Origin of the sequence: Mycoplasma sp. CSL10166, assembly GCF_017116885.1 — a bacterium.
Taxonomy (GTDB): Bacteria; Bacillota_I; Bacilli_A; order Mycoplasmatales; family Metamycoplasmataceae; genus Mycoplasmopsis.
In genome coordinates this window covers 68197-94591 of sequence record NZ_JAFIRF010000001.1, presented here as the reverse complement: position 1 = coordinate 94591, position 26395 = coordinate 68197, and the positions used below count along the sequence as shown (strand labels likewise).

Here is a 26395-nt window from a genome sequence, read left to right as displayed (position 1 = left end):
AATACTATCACTATGAATTTAAGAAATAAATCAAGCAAATTCTACATAAATTTCGATAAAGAATATTCATATCAAAAAAATGATTTAGGTGTTTTATTTAAAAACAATCTAATTCAAGTTAAGATTTGGCAACCAATTGCTAAAAATGTAGAATTATTAATTTTCGACAAAAACGATAAAGAAAAAATAATAAATACATTACAAGGAACTAAAGAAAAAGTAATTTGAAAATTTGAGTTACCACTCGAATATGAAAATTTCTTATATCAATTTAAAATTACCCATAGTAACGAAAGCGAAACCTACGCGTTAGACCCTTACGCTTATTCGTTGGCTTCTTTTGACTGAAAAGGTGAAGAAACAAAAGTTGGAAAAGGTATTTTACTTAATATTAATTCAGACAAAAATGGAAACAAACCAAAAAAACTAATTTGAAGAAAAAATAATCACGTAGATGCAAGTATTTATGAATTACATGTTCGTGATTTCACAAGCGCTTTAAATCAAAAAGATTTTAAATCCAGACTCGGAACATTTAATGCATTGAGAGAACACAATTTATTTAGATACGTAAAAGACCTAGGAATTACACACGTTCAATTATTGCCTATTCAATCTGCTTACACCGTTAATGACAACGAAACAAAGATATACAAAAAAGGTGAAGGTAAAGGATGAACAACAAATTACAATTGAGGTTATGATCCGCATAATTACTTTACAATCAACGGAATTTATTCTTCAAATCCTGATGACCCACACGCTAGAATTAAAGAACTTAAAAAATTAGTTCAAGATGCCCACAATAATGGTGTTGGGGTTATTATGGATGTTGTTTATAATCACATGATGACTAATTCTATTTATGATAATATACTTCCAGGATATTATTATAGAGATAACGCTAAAATAACTCCTGTTAATTATGCGCCTTTAGCAGATGAGCGTTATATGGTTAGAAAAATAATGGTGGATTCTTTAAAGTATTTTGTTAAATATTTTAATATTGATGGTTTTAGATTTGATCTTTCATCATTCCATCACAACGAAACAATCGATTATATTGCTAAAGAATTACGTAAAATTAATCCTAATATAATTTTACACGGAGAAGCTTGACCATTCTCTGATTTAAAATTTAAGGATTCATATATTAAAGGAGTAAAATCAAATAATATTGGATTTGGTTACTTTAACGATTCTCTTAGAGACGCGATTAAAGGATACGAACACAATGATTTTAAACCAGGATTAATATCCAAATATGATAAAACACTATTTAAAAGATACGTTACATCGATTGTTGGTGGTATTAAAGATTTTAATTTCGGCAACGCAAAACACTCACGCGAAAAATATGTTTTATATTCAGATGATATAGCAACAAATTTAGCCTACGCTGCTTGTCATGACGGTATGACACTTTGAGACAAAATTAATACAACTACTACTAATTTAACTTTTATAGAACGTATAGAAACTTATCGTCAAGCTTTAATGATGACCACTTTCACCCAAGGAAGACAATTTATTTTAGCTGGTACCGAATTATTACAAAGCAAGCCGTGTGATTACTCTGGTGAAGAAGGGTTTAAATGTAAAGTTTCAGAGTATGATGATTTTAATGAAAAACCAGACAAAAATTCGTATCATCCAAACTCATACAAAACAACAGATTATGTAAATGCTATCAAATGAGAACATCTTGATAAAGAAGGTGTTAAAGAGTTTATATATGACTTCTTCAAAAAAATAAATAACTTTAGAAATAAAACAAAATTCTTTAGATTAGCAACAAACGAAGAAATTAATAAATCATTAAAATTTACAAAAACAAATATTCAAAAAGGGATTTTAAGTTTTACAATTTCACTAAATAATGAAACAATAGAAGTAATACATAACTTTTCGAACCAAGAAATTAATTACAAATTAAATGATGGCGACAAAATATTATTTAATTCAAGAATAAAATTTAAAAAAGGAATTTTAGATAAAAATTCTTCAATATTATTAAGGAGAGCATAATGAAAAATGTAATTAAATTAAAAGATAGAGTTATATATCAAATTTTTCCTAGATCATTTTATGATTCTAATAATGACGGAGACGGTGACTTAAAAGGAATTACAGAAAAGTTAGACTACTTAAAAGAATTAGGAATTGATAGTATATGATTAACACCAACATACGAAACAAATTTCGTAGATGCTGGTTATGATGTTTTAGATTATAAGTCAGTATGAAAACAATTCGGAACTTTAGAAGACTTTAAAGAAATGGCTACTAAGGCAAAAGAATTAGGAATTGACATTATAATGGATATTGTTTTAAATCATGTTTCAAATGAACATGATTGATTTAAGAAAGCAATAGAATCTAGAGATAACATAGAACACAATTATTTTATTTGAAGAGATAAATTAAATGACGAAGAAAAGAAAGCTCAAAGCATTTTTGGTGGTTCTGCATGAGAATTTGTTCCTAGTGTAAATAGATATTATTTCCACTTATTTTCAAAAGAACAAGTAGACTTAAATTGAGCACATCCAGACACAATTAAGGCTATGGTTGATGTTATTAACTTCTGATATGATTTAGGTGTTCGCGGATTTAGATTAGATGCAATTAAACACGTTGCAAAGACATTTGATGATGTTAATGCAAACCCATATTTTGCATGATGTGATGGTGCAGTTGATTATTTAAAAGCGTTCAATCAACAAGCTTTCTTTGATAAACCTGACGCTTTCACTTTAGGTGAAGCAAGTGGTATTACTGCGGAAGAATTATTAAAATACGGTGATGGAGAATCAAAAGTTTCTCAAAACTACTACAATTTCTCATGATGATGAATTGGTTGAAGCAACAAGACCGGAAGAAATGGTTTTGATGCAAACTGAGATTACAAACAATTTGTTTATCAACAACAACCTTTCCAACATAATGAAAAAATTAAACCTGAAATGTTTACTAACTTCTTATCAAATCATGACACTTCACGTAGTATTTCTCGTTGAGGTGATGAATCTATTTTTAGAGAGGAATCTGCAAAATCTCACGCTTTAATGCTAATGACCTTAAAAGGTATTCCATGTATTTATTATGGAGAAGAAATAGGTCTATTAAATACACATTTTGCAAATAGAGATGAATTTAGAGACGTGGACGTTGCTAACGGATTTGCAGATTTAGTGGACCAGAAAAAAGTTTATAGTGAAAGTGAATTTATAAAATATTTAAATATAAATTCTCGTGATGCTGGTCGTTCACTAATGCAATGAGATAATTCAATAAACGCTGGGTTTAATAAAGGTAATAAACCATGATTTATTTTAGGTAGAAGCCAAAAAGAAATTAATGTTAAAGATGCTTTGGATGATAAAAATAGTATTTTTTACTTTTATAAAGAATTAATTTCGATGCGTAAAGATAAATTTCATGATGTTTTAGTTGACGGTACTTCAAAAATAGAATTATTATCAACTGGAGTAGCAAAAATTACAAGAAAATTTGAAGAACAAGAATTAATTGCTATATTAAATATTACAAACAAAGAATTAATTTTAGATGAAGAATTAAAGGGATATACACAGCTTTTATCTTCATATAAAGATAACAAAATAGTTGCTAATACGTTGAGACCATTTGAATCAATATTATTAGCCAAGAAAGAGGTTTAAAATGAAAGACTTTTTAAAATATGATTTAGAAAATAAAACAGTTACACAAGTTAAATTTGATCGTAATGTAACCGCTAAAACAGAAAGTATTTTTGCTTTAGGTAACGGTTATATGGGTATAAGAAGTGCCGATGAAGAAAAAGCTTCATATAACAAAGAAGATTTTTTCGTTAACGGTATGTTCAATAAAGATACAAAAGATGATGTATCAGAATTAGCTAATTTAGCAGATTTAATGACTACTCCTATTTTTATGAACGGCTTACAATTTGATCTTAAAAATAGAGATGAATATTCAAAAACACTTTACATTCGTGAAGGATATTTAAAAAGAACTGTAGTCGCAAAAAGAGGAAGCGGAAAATTTGAATTCAATTTTGAGCGTTTTGTTTCAAACGCAGATGCAAATGTATACGGACAAAAAATTACAATCAAAGTTTTAGAAACACCAGAAAACAATTCTGTTAAACTTACTCTTAAACCTGCGATTAACGGTCAAGTAACAAATAGTGGTACTCAACACTTTGGGGAAGGTAAAAAAGCAAGACCTACTACCGAATCATTGCAAATGGAACAAGAAACAACTTTATCTAAAAAACTTGCTGTTCACAATATGATTACTAGATTATTTGTTAATGGTAAACGTATAAAAGGTGGACATGACGATTATGTTGTAGAAATGCAACGTCGTTATGTCGGATTTAAAATTAATGTCGATGTAAAACCGGGTGATATTATTGTTTTAGAAAAACTTATGTCAGTCCACACAAGTGTAGATGGTAAAAAATTCTTACTTAAACATGATATTGTTAAAGAAAACGCAAACCTTAAACATGCTGAACTTTTAGCTCAAACATACGATAACTTAAAAGAAGCATCAATTAACACAATGGATGAAAGAGTTTGAAAACAATTCTACGTTCAAATCAAAGGTGAAAACGAAGAAAGTAAATACGATTCACTTGCTTTAGATTTTGGTATTTTCCACTTAAACGGTTTTGTCCCAAGACATTCAACAAATATGAATGTAGGTGCAAAAGGACTTTCTGGAGAAGGTTACCAAGGACACACATATTGAGATACAGAATTCTTTATTAATCCTATTTACTTATTTAATGAACCAAAAATTGTTAAAAACTTATTAACATATAGATATAAAGGTATTCAAGGAGCTCGTGCTAAAGCAAAAGAAGTTAAGGAACGTGAAGAAGAAAGCAACTTATTAGGTGCGCAATTCCCTTGAGAAATGGCGTGACCTACTGAGGGAGAAGTGTGTCCATATTGAGGTCAAGCAGATGTTGCTACAGGTAAACAAGTTCCTATCGCTTCAAGACGTCAAGAAATTCACGTTTCCGCAGACGTTGCTTATGCAGTTAACCAATACTATAATGTAACTAAAGATGAGAAATTTATGGAAAAAATGGGATTCGAAATGATTATCGATACAGCCATTTTCTATCAACATAGAGCCGAACTTCAACCAGATGGAAGTTATGAAATTAAAGATGTTATGGGTCCTAACGAATACAAAGGTAACATAGACAATAATGCATACATCAATATGTTCGCAAAACAAAACATTGACTTAGCATTAAAATACATAAAATACTTAAAAGCTAAAAAACCATATGTGTGAGCATCTATCAAACAAAAAATACCGTACGCAATTAATGTTTCAAAATTAAAAGAGGTTTCTGAAAAGTTAGTTCAACAAAAACCAAATCAAGATTTAATTATTGCAGAAAATGATCAATTCTTAAAATTACCTAAAATAGATGTTTTACCATTCCAAATGCTTGGAGATGCTGGTAAAAAACTATTTAACACTACAGAAGGTATTAAACGTTTATCATCTCAATTAGTAAAACAAGCAGACGTAGTTTTACTAACAAACATATTGCCACACCTATATTCAAAAGAGGTTCGTGAAGCAAACTTTAATTACTACGAACCACTTACAACACATGATTCATCATTATCTCCTGCAACATACGCAATTGAAGCAGCAAGGCTTAAAAAAATTGATAAAGCTTATGATATTTTTAAATATGGAATTAATATAGATTTAGGTCCAGCAATGCATACTTCAAATGCCGGAATTCATGCAGGTTCATTAGCAGCAATCTACCAAATGATAGTGTTTGGATTCGGTGGACTTGATTGACATGATGATAAATTACATTTAGATCCAATTTTACCTAAAGCATGATCAGGACTAACATATAGATTTAAATATCAAGGAACATTATTTGAAGTTATTCTAGAAAAAACACAATTTAGTATTAAAACAATTGGTACATCAAGATTTGACGGTGTAATATATGTTCATGGTAAAAAAGAATACATTACAAATAAACCAACATTATTCGAGGTAAAAAATGACTAAAATTAAAGGATTTATTTTTGACTTAGACGGTGTTATTACTGATACAGCAGTTTTACACTTTAAAGCATGAAGAGAAATAGTTAAGGAATTTGGGATTGATTATACAAATGATGATAATGAAAAATTAAGAGGTTTACCAAGATTAGATACACTTAAAGCAATTATCAAAATGAAAAAACCTGATCTTGTACTATCAGAATCAGAAATGAATGATATCGCAACAAGAAAAAATGATTTATATAAAGTTTTATTATCTACAGAAATTAATAAAGAATCATTATTACCAGGGATAGGTAAGTTCTTAACAGATGCTAAAGATGCAGGAATTAAATTATCAATTGCTTCAAGTAGTTATAATGCACCTACAATTTTAGATAAATTAGGAATCAAAGAAATGTTTGATTTTATCGTTTATCCTGGGGATGTTAAAAACGGAAAACCTGCACCGGATATCTTTATTCAAGCAGCTAAAGGTGTTAATTTATCAGTGGATCAATGTATTGGATTTGAAGATGCTCCAGCGGGTATTCAAGGTATTAAAGATGCAAACATGTATGCTGTAGCTATTACACACGGATCATCTGAAGATTTTTCAAAAGCCGATACAATCTACAAATCAACTTCAGAGTTAGATTTTCAAACAATTATTAAATTAAAATAAAACTAAAAATCAGGATACTAGATATCTTGATTTTTTAATAAATTAATTAAATTTTATAAACTATCGAAAATATTTAATAAAAAATATCATCATTTAATTTTTTATATTATAATAATATTGCTCAATTAAATATTTTTATAAATTAACTTATAAAAAAGATAAATTTATGTTATACTATACTTACTACAAAAAAATAATTAATTTTTTACAAATTCTTTTTTTGTAGTATAATACTATAGCCTAAAAAATAAGTTGGAGAAGTAGCTCAGCTTGGTAGAGCACTACATTTGGGCTGTAGTGGTCGCAGGTTCAAATCCTGTCTTCTTCACCATTTATGGGGGGTTAGCTCATTTGGCTAGAGCGCCTGCCTTGCACGCAGGAGGTGGTGGGTTCGAATCCCATACTCTCCACCATATATGGCACTGTAGCTCAGTTGGTTAGAGCATCCGGTTCATACCCGGAAGGTCAAGAGTTCGACTCTCTTCGGTGCTACCAAAAATAACTATAAATCCATTATATTTATTGGACCTATAGCTCAATGGTTAGAGCAACCGGCTCATAACCGGTTGGTTACAGGTTCGAGTCCTGTTAGGTCCACCAATAAAATGGGTGATTACCCAAGTCCGGCTGAAGGGAGCAGTCTTGAAAACTGCCAGGGGCTTCACGGCCCGCGGGGGTTCGAATCCCTCATCACCCGCCATTTTTATAGTTTATTAATTTTTATATCGCGGAGTGGAGCAGTTTGGTAGCTCGTCGGGCTCATAACCCGAAGGTCACAGGTTCGAGTCCTGTCTCCGCAACCAAATGGTCCAGTGGTAAAGTGGTTTAATACGCCTCCCTGTCACGGAGGAGAACGCGGGTTCGATCCCCGTCTGGACCGCCATTTATGGCCCTGTAGCTCAGTTGGTAGAGCAACAGATTGAAGCTCTGTGTGTCGCTGGTTCGATTCCTGCCGGGGCCACCATTCAAAATAACTCTATTTTGGAAGCTACATTTTAGCTTATAAAATAGAGTTATTTTTTTATTTTATAATATAATTAAAAATATTTATAAACAATCTTTGTGGAGAAAATATGAATTATAAAAAAACATTAAACATGCCTAAAACTGATTTTGAAATGAGAGCAAACCTAACTCAAAAAGAATCTAAATTTAGAGAACTTTGAGCAACAAGCGAAGTTTATAAAAAAGTTTTAGAAAAAAACAAGAACAATCCTCGCTTCATTTTACATGATGGACCTCCATACGCAAACGGAGATATCCATGTTGGACACGCTTTAAATAAAATTTTAAAAGACATAATAGTAAGATACAAAACACTTAGGGGTTTTTATTCTCCTTTTGTTTTTGGTTGAGATACTCATGGTTTACCAATAGAACACAAAATGTTGACAGAGGCAAAATTAAATAAAGATGAACTAAGTCCTATTATTATTAGAAAAAAAGCTGCTAAATACGCTTTAAAACAAGTAGATAAACAATTAAAACAATTGGAATTACTTCAATTGTTTACCAACTATGATAAAAAATATATAACACTTGATAAAAAATATGAAGTTAAACAATTAGAAGTATTGAAGAAGCTTGTTTTCGATGGTTTAATTTATAAAGGCCTTAAACCTGTCTATTGATCACCAAGTTCACAAAGTGCTTTAGCAGAATCAGAAGTTGAATACCAAGATGTTGTTTCACCTTCTATTTATGTTTCTTTCAATGTCGTTAGTTCTACTTTTAAATCAATTAAACCAAATGATAAAATTATAATTTGAACAACAACACCATGAACATTATTGGCAAATGCAGGTGCTGCTTTAGGTGAAAAAATAGAATATAATGTTTTGTCATATCAAGACCAACGTTATATTGTTGCTAAAGAATTATTAAACGAATTTGTTTCAAAGTTAAATTGAGAAGGATATGAAATTTTAGAAACATTCATTGGTTCTGAAATTGAGAATCATTCAATTTTATATAACACACCTATAACAAAAGTTGAAGCTCATTTAATTTTAGGTCACCACGTAACAACAGAATCTGGTACTGGTATAGTGCACATTGCACCTATGTTTGGTGAAGATGACTATTTAATTGGTAAAAAATACAATTTAAATATGATAATGCATATTTCGGATAAAGGATATATCGAAAATACAAATACACAATTTGATAATATTTTTTACGAAGATGCCAACAAATTAATTGGTCAATTTTTAGGTTCGGATTTATTACATTTTAGTCGTTTTAAGCACTCATATCCACACGATTGAAGAACACACAAACCAATAATTTATCGTGGGACACCACAATGATTTGTTTCAATTGATAAAATAAGAGATAAAATACTTTCAGAAATTGAAAATAACGTTACTACATATCCTGAATGAGCGCACAAAAGACTTTATAATATGATTTTAAATAGAGGTGATTGAACAATTTCGAGACAAAGAACTTGAGGTGTTCCGCTAATCTTCTTTTACGATCAAGATAAAAACCCTGTATTTGAAGAAGAAATTTTTGACTATGTAATAAATCTTGTTTCACAATTTGGAACAGATGTTTGATGAGAAAAAGAAACTGATGAATTATTACCAGAAAAATATCGTGGAAAAGGCTTTACTCGTGAAATGGATATAATGGATGTATGATTCGATTCTGGTGTTTCAAGCATCGCTGTAGATATTGATGATGAAAACGGAATTAAACCTCCTTATGATTTATATTTAGAAGGTACAGATCAATATCGTGGTTGATTTAACTCTTCAATCATTAATTCTGTGGCGTTCAACGGTTTTGCGCCTTATAAAAAAATAGTTTCACATGGATTCACTGTTGATAAAAAAGGTGAAAAAATGTCTAAATCTAAAGGCAATGTTATTAACCCTCTTGATATAGTTAAAAAACGTGGAGCAGACATTTTGAGATTATGAGTTGCTAATTCTGAATACTCAAACGATATTTCTATTTCCGATGAAATACTAGATCAAAATACCGAAATTTACCGTAGAATTAGAAACACAATTAAATTCTTATTAGGTAACTTAAATAATTTTGAATACGACTCAGAACTAGAACGTACAGGAATTCATTTGTATATTAAAAATCAATTGGAAAATATTAAAGAAACTATTTTTAAAGCTTATGACGAATATAAATTTATCAACGTTATTAAAATATTAAACAACTACATAGTCGATCTTTCCAGTTTTTATTTAACAATAACAAAAGATATTTTGTATGTTCAAAAAATTGATAACCCTGAAAGAATTATGGTTTTAACTAATCTTTATGAAATAACTGAATTCTTAGTACACATAATTGCCCCTATTTTACCAACCACATCAGAAGAAGCCTTTTCATTCTTTAATAGCAAGAATAAACCAACTTTACTAATGCTTTCAGAATATATGAACAATAATGAATTTAAGTACGATAATGTTATTTTAGAAAAATATCAAGAATTTTTCGAATTACGTGACGAAGTTAATGTCCTAATAGAAAAAGAAATTAAGAGTGGTCTAATTAAACGTTCAAATGAAGCACATTTAATTTTAAACACTAATTCTGATTTAATTAAATCACTAGATTTAAAAACATTATTAATGGTTGGTAAAGTAACTTTTGACAATACAAAAGAAACACAGATAATAACATTTGAATCTTTAAAATGTGAAAGATGCTGAAACCACTTCGAGGAAAATGATTTCGATAAAAGCAATAACATTTGTTTAAGTTGTTCTAATATCGTAAAGGAATTTCCTTTAGATGAACTCGAAGATTAAAAATTCACTACAAAAAATTTATCAAAATAAAAAAAGAATTTTAGCTAGTTATATAGTTATATTTGTAGTGTTTATTATTTTCTTTTCTATAGATCAACTAACAAAGAATTTATTATTTAAACACGGTGATATTTTTACACTAAATAATGAAGGATTAATAACAGACGGAAATAATTATTTCCTTCCTGAAAAAATATATCAAAGCCCAAGTCAATGATTGGATTATAAAATTATTGGTGTGCGTAGCATTTGGCACGGAGGAGTAACCTTTTTAACCACAAGAAATACCTTTATAATACAATTTATCGGTATAGCAGTTGCAATATTAGTTTTAATATCTGTTCTTTTTTGGCAAAAGCAAAGATTTGTTTTAGCTTTCTTATTAGGTTTGGTTTTAGCCGGAGATATAGGAAACGCAATGGATAGATTTATATTTAATGGATATGTAAAAGATGTATTTTATACTCCTTTTGCACAAAGCCGCGGGACATTCAATTTTGCCGATTTATGTATTTTTATCGGAATTATTTCAACAATAATATACTCTTTATTCATTAATTTCTTAGAACATAAAAATGAAAAGAATAACAAAAACCAAAAATTAATCATTAAATAATTTAAATATCAAAACATTAAAGCTTTTAAAATGTTTTGATATTTTTTTAGTTCTAAATAGAATCGTTTTAATAACAAAAAGTGCTTTTTGTGTTAAAATTAAAATACTATGGAAAACACAATGTACAAATCACTAATGCAAATTAAAGAAAAACATGAAGAGTTAGAAAAAGCACTTTTAAACCCTGATGTTATTTCTGATATTAAAAAATACAATAAAATTAATAAAGAAATTAATTCAATAAACGATATAGTAGAAACTTTCAAAAAATACTTAAGCAACGAGGAAACCTTAAAACAAGCTAAAGAATTACTTTCAATCGAAAAAGATGATCAAATGATTCAATTAGCAAAAATGGAAATTGCTGAAGCGGAAGAAAATATGTCAAAATTAAGTGAAGAACTTAAAATACTTATTTTACCTAAAGATGAAAATGATGACAAAGATGTTATTGTAGAAATCCGTGGTGCTGCCGGTGGAGATGAAGCCAATATCTTTGCTGGTGACTTATATAGAATGTATTCAAAATGATGTGCTCAAAATAATATGAAAACAACATTATTAGATGCTACAGTTGCAGAAGCCGGAGGGTTTACATTAGTTACTTTTTCCGTTAAAGGTGATAAGCCTTACTCAAAATTAAAATTTGAAAGTGGTGTACATAGAGTTCAACGTGTTCCTGTAACAGAAACAAAAGGTCGTGTTCATACATCTACTTCTACAGTTACTGTTATGCCCGAAATTGATGATGATATAGAAATTGAAGTAAGAGCTGAAGATATTAGAGTAGACGTATTTCGTTCAAGTGGTAACGGTGGACAATCAGTTAACACAACCGACTCTGCAGTTAGAATTACACACTTCGCAAGCGGTATAATCGTTTCTTGTCAAGAAGGTAAAAGTCAAATCCAAAATAAAGAAATAGCAATGCGTATTTTAAAATCTAAATTATATGATTTAGAGCTCAAGAAGAAACAAGAAGAAGAATCTGGATATCGTAAATTAGCTGGTTCAGGAGCTAGATCTGAAAAAATAAGAACTTACAATTATCCACAAGATCGTGTAACCGATCATAGAATTGGTTACTCAACTTCACTTAACTCTGTTATGGAAGGAAAACTTAACTCAATAATCGATGCTCTCTTAACCGAAGAACAAAACGAAAAAATAAAAGAAGCTGGTATTTAATGCCTTCTAAAGAAGATTTATTATTAGAAAAAAGAAGATATGGACTTAAAGAGGAAATATCTTCTTTTGAATTAGAACAATTAAATAGCGGTATGCCTATTCAAAAAATAATGGGCTATATTGAAATGGCAGATATTAAAATAGATATTAGACATAATGTTTTAATTCCTAGATATGAAACAGAAGAATTAATTTATTTAGCTATCGAAGAAATAAAATTAAATCAATTTAAATCTGTATTGGATCTTTGTTCTGGTTCTGGATTCATTGGTTTAGCGATTAAAAATAAATATAAAGATATATCTGTTACACTTTCAGATATATCAAGTGAAGCAATTAAGTCACAAGAATTGAATAGTAATATTAATAATTTAAAAGTTAATATTTTGCACTCAAACCTATTTGAAAATATAACAGGTAAATTTGATATAATCGTTTCTAACCCTCCTTACATAGGAAATGATGAAAAATTAAGTAAATCTGTTTTAGATTTCGAGCCACATAATGCTTTATTTGCTGACGACAATGGTTTATTTTTTTACAAAAAAATTATAGAACTAGCACCAAAATATTTAAATAAAAACGGAATTTTACTTTTTGAAATAAATCCATTACATATTGAATTTTGAAATTCAATTAAAAATAAATTCAAACTATTAGAAATAACTAAAGATTTAAGCAATAAAAATAGATTTGTTAAGATAATTTTTTAACCTAAAAATACTATAGATAAGTACTTTTAGGTTTTTATTATATTTTTTATAATTTACATATTTAACATGATATAATAAAAAACCTACCAAAAAAATGAAAGGATAAAATAATACACGATGAAATTTAAAACCTTATTTTCAATTTTTGCTCTACCTATTGCCACAATAGCGTCGGTAGCATGTTCTACAACAAATAACAATAATGAATCAAAAGAAAAAGAAGAAAACAAAACAAAAACCAATGCCAATATAACAGTTTCTGATAAAAATAGCATCATTGAAACAGAAGCTAGTGCAAACGCAAGTGCTAATACACAATCAGAAGAAGAATTTAGCTTTGAAAAAAATAGAGAGCCTTTCATGAATTCGATTACCATAGCGAATAAAGAATTTTTAAAAGGTTTAAACGATGGCGAAAGTAAATTATATTATGATAGAGTTGGTAAAAAATTCTATGATAAACCAACATATAATAATCCTGATAAACAAGTTATTTTAGAACAAGATAAGAATATTTATACATTTAAAAACTCATATGATAGTTCAACAAAAGAAGAATCATCATTAAGAGCAAATTCAAATGGGGAACACAAATCTCAAGATGATGTAATTATTTCAAAAAGCGGAAACACAATAACCTTAAAACTTTGATTGTCACATTATATAAGAAAAGCTGACCAAAGACGCGGTCAATATATTCAAGACACAATAGAATTAACAAAGGAATTTACATTAGATTAAAAAAATAAGTCTTATTACACCTATTAGATAATAAGACTTATTTTTTAATAAACTTTTTAAATTGCATTTTTGAATTGTTGGTTAACTTTAATTATATATGATAATTATTTAAATTACCAAAATAAATTTAAATAGATAAAAAACATAAAAAAGTTCTTTATAACCTTGCATTTATTATTAATTTAAAAGTTAGTTGCTAAACTTAAAAGTGTATTACGTTTTTTAAATTAATAAAGGCGATTTCTAAAATTATACACACTTAAATAACTTAGAATTAAAATATAAAGGCGCAAAAATAAAATGAAAAAAACTAAAAAATTATTTATAACAACATTAAAATTAGCAACATTAACTACATTGGGAACTTTTCCTATTCTTGTTGCTTCATGTTCAAATTCAACAAAACAAAACGATAAAAATTCAAAATCAGAATTTAATTTAATTAAAGCAAATGGTTATTCTGATGAAATGACAAAATTAGATTTAGGAACTGCAACATTAGCTGCTGGTTGAGGTGATACAAGAGTTTTGATTAAAAACTCTAATAATTTAGTTGCTGTAGGTGCAACAGAAATTATAGCAAACGATGGTGTACAAGCTAGATCAAATTTAAAAAGAGGTGATGTAGAAGCAATTAAAATCATTTTACAATCAGCAATTAGAGATAAAAGTAATCCACAATTGCAAATCAGTGACATTCAAAACCCAGGAAAAACAAAATTTGTTTTTACAACATATAGTCACAATGATTACTCATCGGTTGATGAAAATGGACAAATAATAATTGATACAAAAGGTACAAAAGTAAACACTTATGGAACACCTTTAATAGAAGGTTCAGATTATTTTGATATAAATAATGGAGTAGTGACAAGAAAAGAAAATTCAACAAACAAATTTAAAATTCAATTTATACCTTCAAGTGATCCTGCAGAAGTTAGAAAAGCTTCTCAAGCATTAGAAAAATACTTAAACGATAAAGGATATAATATTGAAATTTCAACAGCTACAGAATATAATGCTGCCGCAAATGCATTAAGAGAAGGTTCTATAGATGTTGCATTTTTACCAGCAGGTTCATGAGCAGAACAAGCACAAGGAACAAACTTTATTTTAGTGGCCGGTAGATCCGTACAAATAATAGATCCATACGAATCAACTACTAACACAACAACACCTGCTTTTACCGATGAAAAAATATTAGTAGATGCGATAAATGGTTACAATACATTTAATTCTCAAAACGAAAAAAAATTATACATTCCACAAAACATAGAAAATGCTCCAAAAAAAGTCGACAATGAAAATGGATACAACGAAGCACTTAAAACAAAAGTTGACAGTTTAATAAATTCTGCAAATGGTAATCTTCCGGTAGTTGGTTACTATCGTTCATACATTATGGCTAAAAAAGACTCTGAAATAGCATTAAAAATTAAAAACGCATTGGAAACACAAGGATCAAATTGAACATTACCATGAGATGAAGTTAAAGGATTAATTAAATTTGCATATACATCTACAACTTCATCAGGTTCATACATATTCCCTGAAGCATGATTTAAAAAACACTTTACAGGATTTAAGTCATTTAAAGGTGAATAGTTATAATATGAAATTAAAAAAAAGTGAAAATAATTGGATAAGTGGTGATTGAAACATTAAATGACAAGATGTAGATAAAACTTATCCTAACGGCAAAAAAGGATTGACTAATGTCAATCTTTCTATTAACCAAGGTGAATTCGTTGCAATTATCGGATTATCTGGAGCAGGTAAAACAACATTATTAAAAACTGTTAATAAAATAAACGAAATTTCTTCAGGAACATTAACTGTCGGACCGTTTAATGTAAATAACTTAAAAAGAAAACACTTAAGAGAGTTTAGAACAAAAGTAGGTATCGTCTTTCAAGGATATAACTTAATTGATAATATTAGTGTTTTACAAAATGTTCTCGCTGCTCGACTTCCTCAAATGCATCCTTTAAGGTCATTTTTAGGTTGATATTCAAAAGATGATATTGATTTTGCCTATCAATGTTTAGCAAGAGTTAATATTTTAGAAAACGCATATGATAGAGCTAAGGATTTAAGTGGAGGGCAAATGCAACGTGTTGCACTAGCGAGAACTCTAGCTCAAAAACCTAAAATTATTTTAGCTGATGAACCTGTAGGTGCACTAGATCCTATTATGGCTAAATCTGTTATGGACGGTTTTTTATTAGTTAACAAAATGGACAAAATAACTATTTTAGCAAATTTACACCACGTAGATTTAGCACTTCAATATGCAGATAGAATAATAGGAATCAAAAAAGGTAAAGTGGTATTTGACGGAAGCTGAGATAAAGTTAATTTAGAAGTATTAAAAAATATTTACGGTGAACAATTAGAGCAATTTGATCAACAACAATTTCTTGAAACAAAGAGAAAGAGAAAAATAATTCAAGAAGAAATAATGTTTAAAATTAAGGACCTTAAATAATGAGTACCTCATTTAAGCAAAACTTCAAATTTAAAAAACTTATACAGTTAATTTATGATTATTTTAGACCTAAATTCGTCGACATTAACGGCCAAAAAGTAACTAAAAAATTTCCTTGACTTTTTTATTTAACATTTGCAATAAGTTTAATTGCGATAATTTTATTATTTATCAAAATAAAACCAGATTTTCAAAATTCCCAAAGTTTTTTAAAATTAATAGCTAATTTTTTTAAATTTAATACAAATGCAGTTATAGGTTCAAGAACCGATATAACAATTGCAGATACTACTACCCAAAGCTTAAAATTACTTTGACAAACTATTTCTTACTCGATTTTAGGAACAATAATAGGTATTTTTTTAGGTATTCCAATTGCGCTCTTAAGTTCGAAAAATTTTATTAAAACTCCTTGAATTTATGTACCAATGCGTGCATTTATGAGTATTATGAGAACGATACCGCCAATAGTGTATGCTTATATAATTTATTTTATTTTATCTCCATCATTAGTTGCAACTCTTTCCATAGCTATTTTTGTTGCTTCACTAATGGCAAAATGACTATATGAAGATTTAGATACTTATGATGTGTCTAGTTATTACGGTTTACAAGCGATAGGAAATACTAAGTGAATAGCATTTAAAAAATCTATTCTTCCATATTTGTTAAAAAGAATTGTTAGTTATGGATTTTATAGTTTCGAAATGGTTGTTCGTTTTGCAGCAATTTTAAGTATTATTGGAATTTCCACAATAGGTCAGTTAATGGCTGATGAATATGCAGTCCCAAACAACTTTGCACACTTATCAATTGCAATATGAATACTTGTAGCATTTATGATCTTGCTAGAAATGTTTACATTTTTAGTGAAAAAATGAATTTTAGAATATTCTCCAAAACATCCAACTATTGATGAAAATTTAAATTTTAAGAAGAAACTAGAACAACTTAAAAAACAAAAGCCCAAAAATATTTATATAAAAATAACTATTTCAATAATTATTTTTATATTGTTTATAATATCATTATTTTCAATTGAATTTAGAACAACTGGACCTGAAGGATTAGCATATTTTAACGAAGGTGTTAAAAATTTATTCACACCAAATTTAAGTGTATTTAAATGGGATAGCGGTGATAATCCTATTATTTTAGGTACAGAAGCACTAGCTATTGCAATTTTAGCAAGTGTTATAGGGTTAGTGTTTAGTTTATTTTTCGGAATACTAGCATCTAAAAAAATATCAGGAAAATTTGTTTCTCTATTTTTCAAATTTATAATTATAACATTAAGAGCAATTCCGCCATTTACATACGCATTAATATTTTTACTTTGACAAAAAGATTCAATCATATGAGCAGGAACATTGGCTTTAGCTATTCACAGTATTGGTATGCTTGCAAAATTAATAAATGAAAGTGTGGATAAAATAGATGATAAAGTATTTCAATCCCTCGAAAGTTTAGGTCTTTCTACATGAACTAAAATTAAAATAGGAGTAATTAAAGAAATATTACCGCAAACACTTTCTAACTTCTTATATAGAATTGAAATCAATTTTAAAAGCACCGTAATTATTGGAGCTGTTGGAGCTTGTGATTACGGATATCAAATTACAGTTTATTCAGCAGATATACGTTATTGAAGCATTTTAAGTTCTTATTTAATATTTACAATTGTATTATTATTAATAATTGAGCAAATTTCTAATATGCTTAGAAAGAAAATAATGAACAGATATTTCTTAGAAGAAAATGCATATTTTAAAAAATACTTTAGAAATAACGTTTTAGTAAAAGCCCTAGCGTTATCAAAAATAAATAAAGAAATTTTTGTCTATGATAATAGAATTGCTAAATATAATATTGCTAAATTTAATAATCAATTGAAAAACAAATTTTACTTTGAAAATAAAATTAAATTAGGGGAATATATAGACTTAAAAAGAAGATTACTAAATCAATCTAGTCTAATTTCAAAAGAATTAAGAACACTTAAAAAAGAAGCTTTTTTAAGTGTTTGAAACGAAAATAAAAACTTAAGAATTTGAGCGTGAAGCAAAAGATTAAAATTATCTTTACAATCTTCGGATAAAGTTAGTTCTAAATATTTTGAAAATAAATCAATTGAAAGTAAAAAACATGCTAGTTAAACAACTTAAAAAATTTTGAGAAATAATATCTCAAGCACAATATATAACTTTATGTACTCATATAGAACCTGATGGTGACACCTTAGGCAGTGCTGTTGCATTAAAAGAATTAATTTTGCTTAATTCAACAAAAATTAAAGAAGTAAAAATATCAGGTAAAGATTACCCACGTAATTTAAGTTTTTTATTAAAAGAAGAAGAGAATCTTGTATCTAATGAATTCTTTAACAAAAGTCTTAAAATCGTTGTTGATACTTCAACAAAATCAAGAATTTACGATCATAGAGTTATAACTCAAGAATCTATTAAAATAGATCATCACCCATTTGAAAATGAATGACTATTTGAAATAGGTGGCGATAATTGACCTGCCACAGGACAATTAATTGCAATGCTTATAAAACATTTGAATCTTAAAACTAATAATTTATCACTTGAAGGTGCGGCAGTTGCAATTTTAACCGATACCGAATTTTTTAAAGAAAGAAATATAACCTCCGAAACTTTTGAAGCTATGAAAGTGCTATTTGAACATAATTTAAACTACTCTTCCTTACTAATTAAAATGCAACTTAATAACGAAGAATTAAATACTATTTGAAAGGTATGTAATAATAAAAAGGTTGTCGAAAATGTAACATATACAGTATCAAACGATATAATAACTAACGATATAGTAAGACCTTTAGTCGCTAAATTTGTTGAAATTTCAAACACAGATATTACAATTGCTTTTTTGAAAAGAGAGCAAGGTGATTATAGAGTTGAAATTAGATCAAACGGATCCTTTGATGTTTCAATAATTGCAAGAAAATTCGGTGGTGGAGGTCACCACAATTCAAGTGGGTTTATAATTAAAAATAAAGATGAAATTGACAAAGTTATAAATTATATTAATAATTTAATAACAGCATAATAAAAAGCCGTTTAAAAGCGGCTTTTATTTTATAACAATTCATTAAAAATATTTTCTCTATTATTTCAATAATTTATTATTTGTTCAATGCTGAAAGTATTATCATTTAATGAAATATGATTATTACCTGGGAAAAGTAATAAATAAAAGTAAAAATCAAATTGCTTCTGTTTTTTAGTTATATTAAATATCGAAGCTAATGTCGATTCAACTTCATTATTTTTATTATTAATAGTTATTAAAAGTTCTCTTACTCTAAAAATTTTTTCATTTATTTTTTGTGGTTCGATTTTAACTTCTTCTTCCAATGTAAATTTACTTAAATTAATCTTTTTATATTTAAGATAATTAGAAAAAGTTTTGATTCAAAGAATATTAAAATATAAAATAGGAATAAGAGTGATTATACCTAAAACAACCCAAATTATTCCTCATTTTCTTGAAACTTCAATAGTTTCATTCATTGAATAAAAAATAATTAGAGGAATTAAAACAATTGACAAAATCGTTAGGAAAGAAGTGTAAATTAAGAAATTTCTTATTTTTCTTTTAATTATTTTTTCAATTTGCTGATTAATTTTTAAATTTTTATTTTTCGAATTAACAAACAATGAATTAAATACAGAATAAAAAAATTTAACATTTAAAAATGGTATTCTAAAACAAAAACTAACATAAGTAAGGTTTGCTAAAAAAATTATAATGAATAAATATATACTATCCATGTTTTTTATTTCCTTTTACTTATTAAAATTTGAATAAACATCATCTAAATTATTTCAAATTTTAATAATTTCTTCATCGCTTAAAGAATTGTTTTGGTTATCAAGGATGTGGTTTGAACCAGAAAACAATAATAAATATGTAATATATTCAAATTCTTCTTTATTATTTATATTCTTTAAAAATCTATCCATATCAAATTTACGTACATTAATTATTTTATTGCTTCAAAACATAAAAATTTGTGCAGATAATTTATATGAATATATCATTCGTCTAGATTTAAAAATATTTTTAAATTCTAAGTTGCTTTTATTTACGTCAAGCTTTTCTTCTAATAAAACATCTTTATTATTATTTAGTTTCTTAAATTTAATAAGAATTACTAATACTCTTACAAATAAAAATAAAAATATTACTGGTGGTATAAATAATAAAACTAATGGTAAATAAGGTATTAACGCAATAAAATTGCTTGTTTTAGAAATAATTGTTATAACATTAATAACTACAGACGCAACACCAAATAAACTAATCACAAATAATCAAGAAACCAAAACAGTTAATGTTTTTAAAATTCTCTTTAATTGTTTATCATTTATCTTTAAATTATTGTTCTTTAATTTTTTAAGCATACTGTCAAGTAATACAATATACATTTTAAAATTTCACTTTGTATTATTTACCATTATTAATAATAAAGACATTGGTATTAACAAAAAAGCAAAAACTAATACTAAATTTGTCATTTTCTCCTTTTTATTTATTTTATATGATTGAAAATTATATTTAATAATAATAAATTTAAAATTAAAAATATATTTTTGTCATTTTTATTGAATTTAAGTCAAAAAATACAAATAAATATAAAAAAGTTGAATTATTGTTTCAACAATAATTCAAATTTAAAATTTATATTTTGAGTTGTTAAATTTCTAAATACAATTATATTAAAAAGCAAAATTAAGATCTTATCACTTAATATATGCTTTTTTTATTTTAATATCCTTTTGTAAATATTGCAGTATCTTTTTTATTATCTCCAAATCCATTTGGATAAATTTTTCTTAAGTTTTCACGATATGAAGCGGTTTGAGCAGAATATTTAGTTTTATCACTTCCGTCAATCAAGTTATATGCCTTAATAGTATCGTTATTGAATGTATAATCATTTGATAATAATAAAGGTGTAAATGAACCCGATTTACTTAAATCACCATATTCTACATTACTACTTACACCGCTATATGCTCCAATAATTTGTCCAAATTCATTATAAACAACTGAACCTGATGCTCCATAATATAATGATGAAAAGTTAATTCTTTGTGTAAATCCATAAAAATCAGCTAATGTTTTACCGAATATTTCTGTATATGGAGAAAAATTATTATTTGTCATTTTTTCTTCATAAGCTCTAGCCGGTAATCCAAAAGTTTCTGAATTTTTTGAAGTACCTGTATATCAATTTTCGCCACTGTTTCTCTCTGTTGGATTATTACGACTTCAAGCTGATGAAGATGAACCTAAAGCTGGATATCCACCGATATAAATATCTTTTGCATTGGTTAAGTTTTCTCCGGAATTTTGCATTGCACTTATGTAATCAGTTGTAAGTGTGTATGTCGAAACGGACTTGTCTTGGTTAGGTGTTGTATTATCTTTATTTCTTTTGATGTATTTATTTAAAGCATCAATTGCATCTTTAAATCATTTCGAATGAGTATCATCCATTTTTGAAAAATCTACATCTATTTCAAAAACAGCAAAGTCAGTGTAAAAAGGTATATATCTATCATTTTGTAATGTATTATTAAGTGCTCAAAGATTAGTATTTTTATCTGTTTCATCTTGCGATGTTTCTCGTTTTTGTCTATCAAATTCTTCTTTTGTTTTTCTTTTTGCATCCTCTTGATATTTATCGATATATTTATGATCTATGAAATCATAACCTGCAAAAATTAATTTAGGTTTTGAAATAGCACCATCATTAGCCATTTGTGTTCTGGAAGCATCATTATCGCTTCTTTCTCTGTTTGTGAATAATTCATTATTTGTTAATCAATTTGTTCTATAACGTTCTTCACCTGCATAATTAAAGTTATTATTTTTAGCTTCAAAATCAGTTATATATTCACTACTTTTTCCAATCGAAATAGAATTAGCCTTAAAACCTCTTTCGTCATCGTAATTTAATTGCTTTGCAACACTTTCTTCTAAAGTATTAGATAACATACCGATAACATGTAAATTAGTAGCTAAGAACAACTTGTATTTGTTTTCATCTTGTTTATGATAATCAAGCAATCAAGCAGTACCACCTGAAGTTGCTAAAAACGAACTATCGTCAGTGCCTAAATTTACACCAAATTTAATCGCAAATGTACGGTCATATATTTCTTTATAAATGTCTTTTTCGCTAGGTTTTGTAAACTTATTTACATCCATTGAATATTGTTGATCTCTTTTTCTTAAATTATTGAAAAAATCAGCATCAGGTATAAAAGGCATTTCAGGATTCGGTTTCGAAGGTTGATTTTGTGCTCCACTCCCTCCAACTTCATTAGCATTACTATTTGATTGATTTTCACCTGTGTTTTCGGGATTAGTTGTTTTTTCATTAGTTTGTGTATTTGCAACATTACTTTGGTCTTGAGCATTGGCGTTTGAGTTCGTTGAATCCGCCACATTTTCATTTTTATTTGGTGTAGTATCACTATTAGTTTTATTATTTTGTGATTCTGTTTTAGCTAAGTTATCATTATTTTTAATATCTTTTTTATTCTCTTCTTTTTTTGGAGAATTATATTTATTTTGTGAACAAGAAACCACCGCAATTGTAGGTAGAATCACTGTCGATATCATTGATAATAATATTTTCTTTTTCATTTTAGTACCGTCCTTATTATGAATATTTAATCAATATTTGAAATTATATACTTATATATAAATTTTAATAAAAAGTGAAAAAATATTTTTTAGACATAAAAACAGACATAAAAAATGTTTTTTCACATTAAACTAAATATTAAATAAAATATTGTAAAATAAAAATATGAATATAAAACACTTTTTTAATATTTTTAAAAAAATAGAAGATATACATTACTTAGAAGAATCTTTAAAAGTAAAATTAGTGAAAATGAATATAATTACATTATTTGAATTATCATCATTAAATGATCAATTTATAATTGATAATTTTGACCAAAAGCAAGCGGATTACATAATTAAAATAATAAAATTTACTAAGCAAAATTATATAATAAATGATTTTGATAATATAGTCTTTTTTAGAACTAAAAAATATGAAGAAAATCTTTTTAATTATTCTTCAGATTTTTTTATTTATAAGGACGAAAAATATAAAGAAATAATTAAACTAAATTATATAAAATCTTTATATGAATTATATGAATCAATGTTTAAGTCTGAAGATTTTAATAAAGAGGAAATTATTTTGTTAAATAAAATTTATGAAGAACAAACTAAATTTACTAAAAGCGACTTAGAAAATATTAGAATTTTATTGAAAAACTATATAAGCGAAAATACTTTTAGCGAAAATAAAATTACTTACAACGAAAAATTTATAGATTATATTTTAAAAAATAAAGAACAATTTATAGAAAAAACTAACCTTAAAGAAACTTTAATAACAAAAAATGCGGAAAATGAGCACAAAGAAGAAAACATAAACAACGAATATAATACATTTGAAATTGCTTTAAATATATATAAAGAATGGTTCGGAAGCATTGATATTAACTACGAAATTTCAAAACCAATATTAAAAAATAATATACTAACAATTAAAAAGTTAATTGATCACAAATTTAGCGATAAACATATCGAAAAAATGAGGTCCGTAAATTATAAAAAAATAAAAAATTACGTTCTAGAACGATCTAATTATTCTTATTATTATAAAAACGATATTATAAGCGACGAGGATTTTTTCGAACTTAAAAATAAAAAGTATTTTAACTTAAATTTAGACTCAATAATCGAGAAGAACAGTTTTATTGAAAAAATAATAAATACAAATAATTTTAAAAAAATATCTGATATATACGATTTTAAAAATAACATCGCACTAACTCCGTCTAAAATGAGTAAAGTAAACTCTTTTATAAATGGGGTAAAATTAATTGAAAAAGACGATATTTTTCAATTAATTGAAATTAGAAAAGTTTATAAAAATATGTTTAAAAATCTTTTTTATGGGGAAATAATTTATCTTAAAGAATTATTGAACAATGTTTTTGAAAAAATGACTTCAAATATAGAAACTTATAATTATTTACCCATTTACCAAGAATATATTATTAATTTACTCAAAAAATCAAACAAATATAAAACAACTGACGAACTATTTGAAAATATTGTCTTTAAAAACGAATCATTGCAAAGAGTTGTAGATAAATTATCATTAAATGAAAATATACGTAGAAAAAACGATTTGTGATTATATAAACACGAAAGCATCAATTCTTTTGACTTCGATAAGCAAATAGAAAATTATAGCAAAATAATAAATTCAAAAGATATTTCCGGTGAAAACCTTTTTCTAAGAGAAACTATTAAAAATAAAATATTAAATTTAAATACTCATTTCCTAGAGGATAGGTTTTCATATATTTATGAAGAATATGATATTTCAATAAATGAAATTAAAAAATATTTTAATGCCTCAGAAATAGAATCAAATTATTTATATTTATTTTATAGAAAAGGTAAAACACCCTTAGAAAATGCCTTATTTGACGAAAAAATACCTAAGGAAAATATAAAAATTATTAAAATCATATTATTAAACGAAAGAAAAAGGTTAAAGATAGACAATGATTGAATATCATTAAAAAAATCTAATATTTTAGAATATATAATAAAAAAAGAGTTTCAATCATTAACAAGAGTAGATGAAATATTTAATAAATATAAACTTTTTATTGAAAATAACAAAATAGATAATAATTTATTTTTAGAAAATTCTAGGCCAGTTGAAGCGATATTAACTAGATTAGATAATGTAATTTACTCTAGAGGAAAAATGTTTAGATATTATCCGTTTAATTCATTTGACTTTGCTACTTTTCTTGAAATAATTAATATTCAACAATATGAAAATAGCATTTTTTCAACAAAATTAATCTTTGATAATAATTTAGATTTAATGAACGACTATGATATCAATGATGAATATGAATTACATGCTCTTTTGAGAAAATTATTTGAAAAAAATTATTTAATAGAAAAAATTAATTTTTCAAGGTCTCCAATAATTAAATTTAATATGGAAAATCATAAAGAGCAAATAATTAATTTTTTAAATGAATTTTCACCCATTCATAAAAACGACTTTCAAGAAAAATATTCTAAATATTATGGATTTAATAAAGAAAGTTTTACATCTAACAGTTTTATTCATATAAAAGAATTTATTACAAAAGATAACATATTATCAATAGATAATCCTGATAATTTCATTAGTGATGATGATATTCAAAAAATTAAATCAAATTTAGTTAATGAAATTTATAAAACAAATGATTTTTATAAAATAATCTCTAAATCTTTAGATAATAATATTAATTTTATACCTATCTACACACTAGAAAAATTAGAATTTAAAAGGAATGACAATTATTTTTACAGCTCAAAATTTCCAAATTTTGCAGACGCAATTTTTAATGTTTATTTAAAAGGTAAAAATTATATAAAAATTCCAGATGATATAGCAGTTTTTGATAAGGATAATTTTTGAAAAGATAGACAAGCAAATAATACAATAACCATATTAAAACAAACAAATAAAATATTCCCTATAAACAATAACTATTGGATTTCTATTGAAAAACTAACAAAAAACGGTTTAGTTACTATAGAAGATATAAAAAATTTTGTAAATAATGTTTATAATTTTGTTAAAAATGACTATTTTACAATTCAATCATTAAATGAAAATGGGTTTTCAGACAAATTATTTAATTTAGGTTTTGAAGATATTTTCTACGAAAATTTGCTTTCTCAAAGCAACAAGATATCTTCAATATCCAAAAAACAAAAAATATTTTTAAAAAAATCAAATAAAAATAGTCCTTTCTTATCATTTAACAATTTTATAGAAGATACTATAAATAAATATTTTTGAAATAAGCAAATACAACATATTCTGTTTGATGACTTTATCGAAGTTATAAAGGAAAACTACAAACTTTATAATCTAGACGAATATAAAATAAAAGAAATATTAAAAGATTTAGGATATTATATAAACGATATTTCAGATATTATTTATATGTCAAAAAACATTTTTTACGATAAATTAAAAAAATAAAAGGA

Annotated in this window: 17 protein-coding genes and 8 tRNA genes; 22 read left to right on the top strand and 3 right to left on the bottom strand. The window is 26.5% G+C overall.

The window, feature by feature from the left end; genetic code table 4:
* Nucleotides 1-12 precede the first annotated feature (12 nt).
* From JXZ93_RS04040 to JXZ93_RS04035, 21 genes are all read left to right on the top strand, one after another.
* Nucleotides 13-2028: an alpha-amylase family glycosyl hydrolase gene (locus tag JXZ93_RS04040; protein WP_205852407.1), complete on the top strand. Its 2016-nt coding sequence runs from the start codon at nt 13-15 to the stop codon at nt 2026-2028.
* Nucleotides 2028-3683 carry an alpha-amylase family glycosyl hydrolase gene (locus tag JXZ93_RS00350; protein ID WP_205852406.1) on the top strand — a complete coding sequence of 552 codons (1656 nt, stop codon included), beginning with the start codon at nt 2028-2030 and terminating at the stop codon, nt 3681-3683. The genes JXZ93_RS04040 and JXZ93_RS00350 overlap by 1 nt, the downstream gene beginning before the upstream one ends.
* A gap of 1 nt (nt 3684) precedes the next feature.
* Nucleotides 3685-6069 carry a glycosyl hydrolase family 65 protein gene (locus JXZ93_RS00345; protein WP_205852405.1) on the top strand — a complete coding sequence of 795 codons (2385 nt, stop codon included), beginning with the start codon at nt 3685-3687 and terminating at the stop codon, nt 6067-6069.
* Nucleotides 6062-6730, top strand: coding sequence for a beta-phosphoglucomutase (gene pgmB, locus JXZ93_RS00340; protein WP_205852404.1), 669 nt, complete (start codon nt 6062-6064; stop codon nt 6728-6730). The genes JXZ93_RS00345 and pgmB overlap by 8 nt, the downstream gene beginning before the upstream one ends.
* A 254-nt stretch (nt 6731-6984) precedes the next feature.
* Nucleotides 6985-7061, top strand: a tRNA-Pro gene (locus tag JXZ93_RS00335).
* Nucleotides 7062-7066: 5 nt separating this feature from the next.
* Nucleotides 7067-7143, top strand: a tRNA-Ala gene (locus JXZ93_RS00330).
* 5 nt (nt 7144-7148) lie between these two features.
* A tRNA-Met gene (locus JXZ93_RS00325) sits at nt 7149-7225 on the top strand.
* A gap of 29 nt (nt 7226-7254) precedes the next feature.
* Nucleotides 7255-7330 (top strand) — tRNA-Ile (locus tag JXZ93_RS00320).
* 7 nt (nt 7331-7337) lie between these two features.
* A tRNA-Ser gene (locus JXZ93_RS00315) sits at nt 7338-7430 on the top strand.
* 26 nt (nt 7431-7456) lie between these two features.
* Nucleotides 7457-7533: transfer RNA gene (locus JXZ93_RS00310), tRNA-Met, on the top strand.
* Nucleotides 7534-7536: 3 nt separating this feature from the next.
* Nucleotides 7537-7613 (top strand) — tRNA-Asp (locus JXZ93_RS00305).
* 5 nt (nt 7614-7618) lie between these two features.
* Nucleotides 7619-7694 (top strand) — tRNA-Phe (locus JXZ93_RS00300).
* 109 nt (nt 7695-7803) lie between these two features.
* Nucleotides 7804-10509, top strand: a complete 2706-nt coding sequence (ileS, locus tag JXZ93_RS00295) for an isoleucine--tRNA ligase (protein ID WP_205852403.1) — start codon at nt 7804-7806, stop codon at nt 10507-10509.
* Entirely contained in the window at nt 10493-11125 is a 633-nt protein-coding gene (locus tag JXZ93_RS00290) for a signal peptidase II (protein ID WP_205852146.1), read from the top strand. The genes ileS and JXZ93_RS00290 overlap by 17 nt, the downstream gene beginning before the upstream one ends.
* A 108-nt stretch (nt 11126-11233) precedes the next feature.
* The gene (gene prfA, locus JXZ93_RS00285; protein ID WP_205852147.1) at nt 11234-12313 is read left to right on the top strand and encodes a peptide chain release factor 1; all 1080 of its coding nucleotides are present in this window, start codon (nt 11234-11236) and stop codon (nt 12311-12313) included.
* Entirely contained in the window at nt 12313-13026 is a 714-nt protein-coding gene (gene prmC, locus JXZ93_RS00280) for a peptide chain release factor N(5)-glutamine methyltransferase (RefSeq protein WP_205852402.1), read from the top strand. Before prfA ends, prmC begins: the two co-directional genes overlap by 1 nt.
* 117 nt (nt 13027-13143) lie before the next feature.
* Nucleotides 13144-13767, top strand: a complete 624-nt coding sequence (locus JXZ93_RS00275) for a hypothetical protein (RefSeq protein ID WP_205852401.1) — start codon at nt 13144-13146, stop codon at nt 13765-13767.
* Nucleotides 13768-14067: 300 nt separating this feature from the next.
* Nucleotides 14068-15372 carry a PhnD/SsuA/transferrin family substrate-binding protein gene (locus JXZ93_RS00270; protein WP_205852400.1) on the top strand — a complete coding sequence of 435 codons (1305 nt, stop codon included), beginning with the start codon at nt 14068-14070 and terminating at the stop codon, nt 15370-15372.
* Nucleotides 15373-15379: 7 nt separating this feature from the next.
* Nucleotides 15380-16255, top strand: coding sequence for a phosphonate ABC transporter ATP-binding protein (phnC, locus tag JXZ93_RS00265; protein ID WP_205852399.1), 876 nt, complete (start codon nt 15380-15382; stop codon nt 16253-16255).
* Nucleotides 16255-18411, top strand: a complete 2157-nt coding sequence (locus JXZ93_RS00260) for an ABC transporter permease (protein WP_205852398.1) — start codon at nt 16255-16257, stop codon at nt 18409-18411. Before phnC ends, JXZ93_RS00260 begins: the two co-directional genes overlap by 1 nt.
* Nucleotides 18401-19327 carry a bifunctional oligoribonuclease/PAP phosphatase NrnA gene (locus tag JXZ93_RS04035; protein ID WP_205852397.1) on the top strand — a complete coding sequence of 309 codons (927 nt, stop codon included), beginning with the start codon at nt 18401-18403 and terminating at the stop codon, nt 19325-19327. Before JXZ93_RS00260 ends, JXZ93_RS04035 begins: the two co-directional genes overlap by 11 nt.
* Before the next feature lie 29 nt (nt 19328-19356).
* Here the strand turns inward: JXZ93_RS04035 and JXZ93_RS00250 are convergent, their stop codons facing one another.
* The 3 genes from JXZ93_RS00250 to JXZ93_RS00240 form a co-directional block, all read right to left on the bottom strand.
* Complete coding sequence (locus JXZ93_RS00250; protein WP_205852396.1) at nt 19357-19791, bottom strand: hypothetical protein; 435 nt, start codon at nt 19789-19791, stop codon at nt 19357-19359.
* Nucleotides 19792-20067: 276 nt separating this feature from the next.
* The gene (locus JXZ93_RS00245) at nt 20068-20799 is read right to left on the bottom strand and encodes an MAG0920 family protein (RefSeq protein WP_205852154.1); all 732 of its coding nucleotides are present in this window, start codon (nt 20797-20799) and stop codon (nt 20068-20070) included.
* A 250-nt stretch (nt 20800-21049) separates the two neighbouring features.
* On the bottom strand, nt 21050-22939 hold the full coding sequence (locus tag JXZ93_RS00240) for an MIP family Ig-specific serine endopeptidase (protein WP_205852395.1): 1890 nt from the start codon (nt 22937-22939) through the stop codon (nt 21050-21052).
* Nucleotides 22940-23105: 166 nt separating this feature from the next.
* Here JXZ93_RS00240 and JXZ93_RS00235 point away from each other — a divergent pair, with 166 nt between their 5' ends.
* Nucleotides 23106-26390 (top strand): hypothetical protein, encoded by a 3285-nt coding sequence (locus JXZ93_RS00235; protein WP_205852394.1) that lies wholly within the window; start codon nt 23106-23108, stop codon nt 26388-26390.
* The last annotated feature ends 5 nt before the right edge of the window (nt 26391-26395 follow it).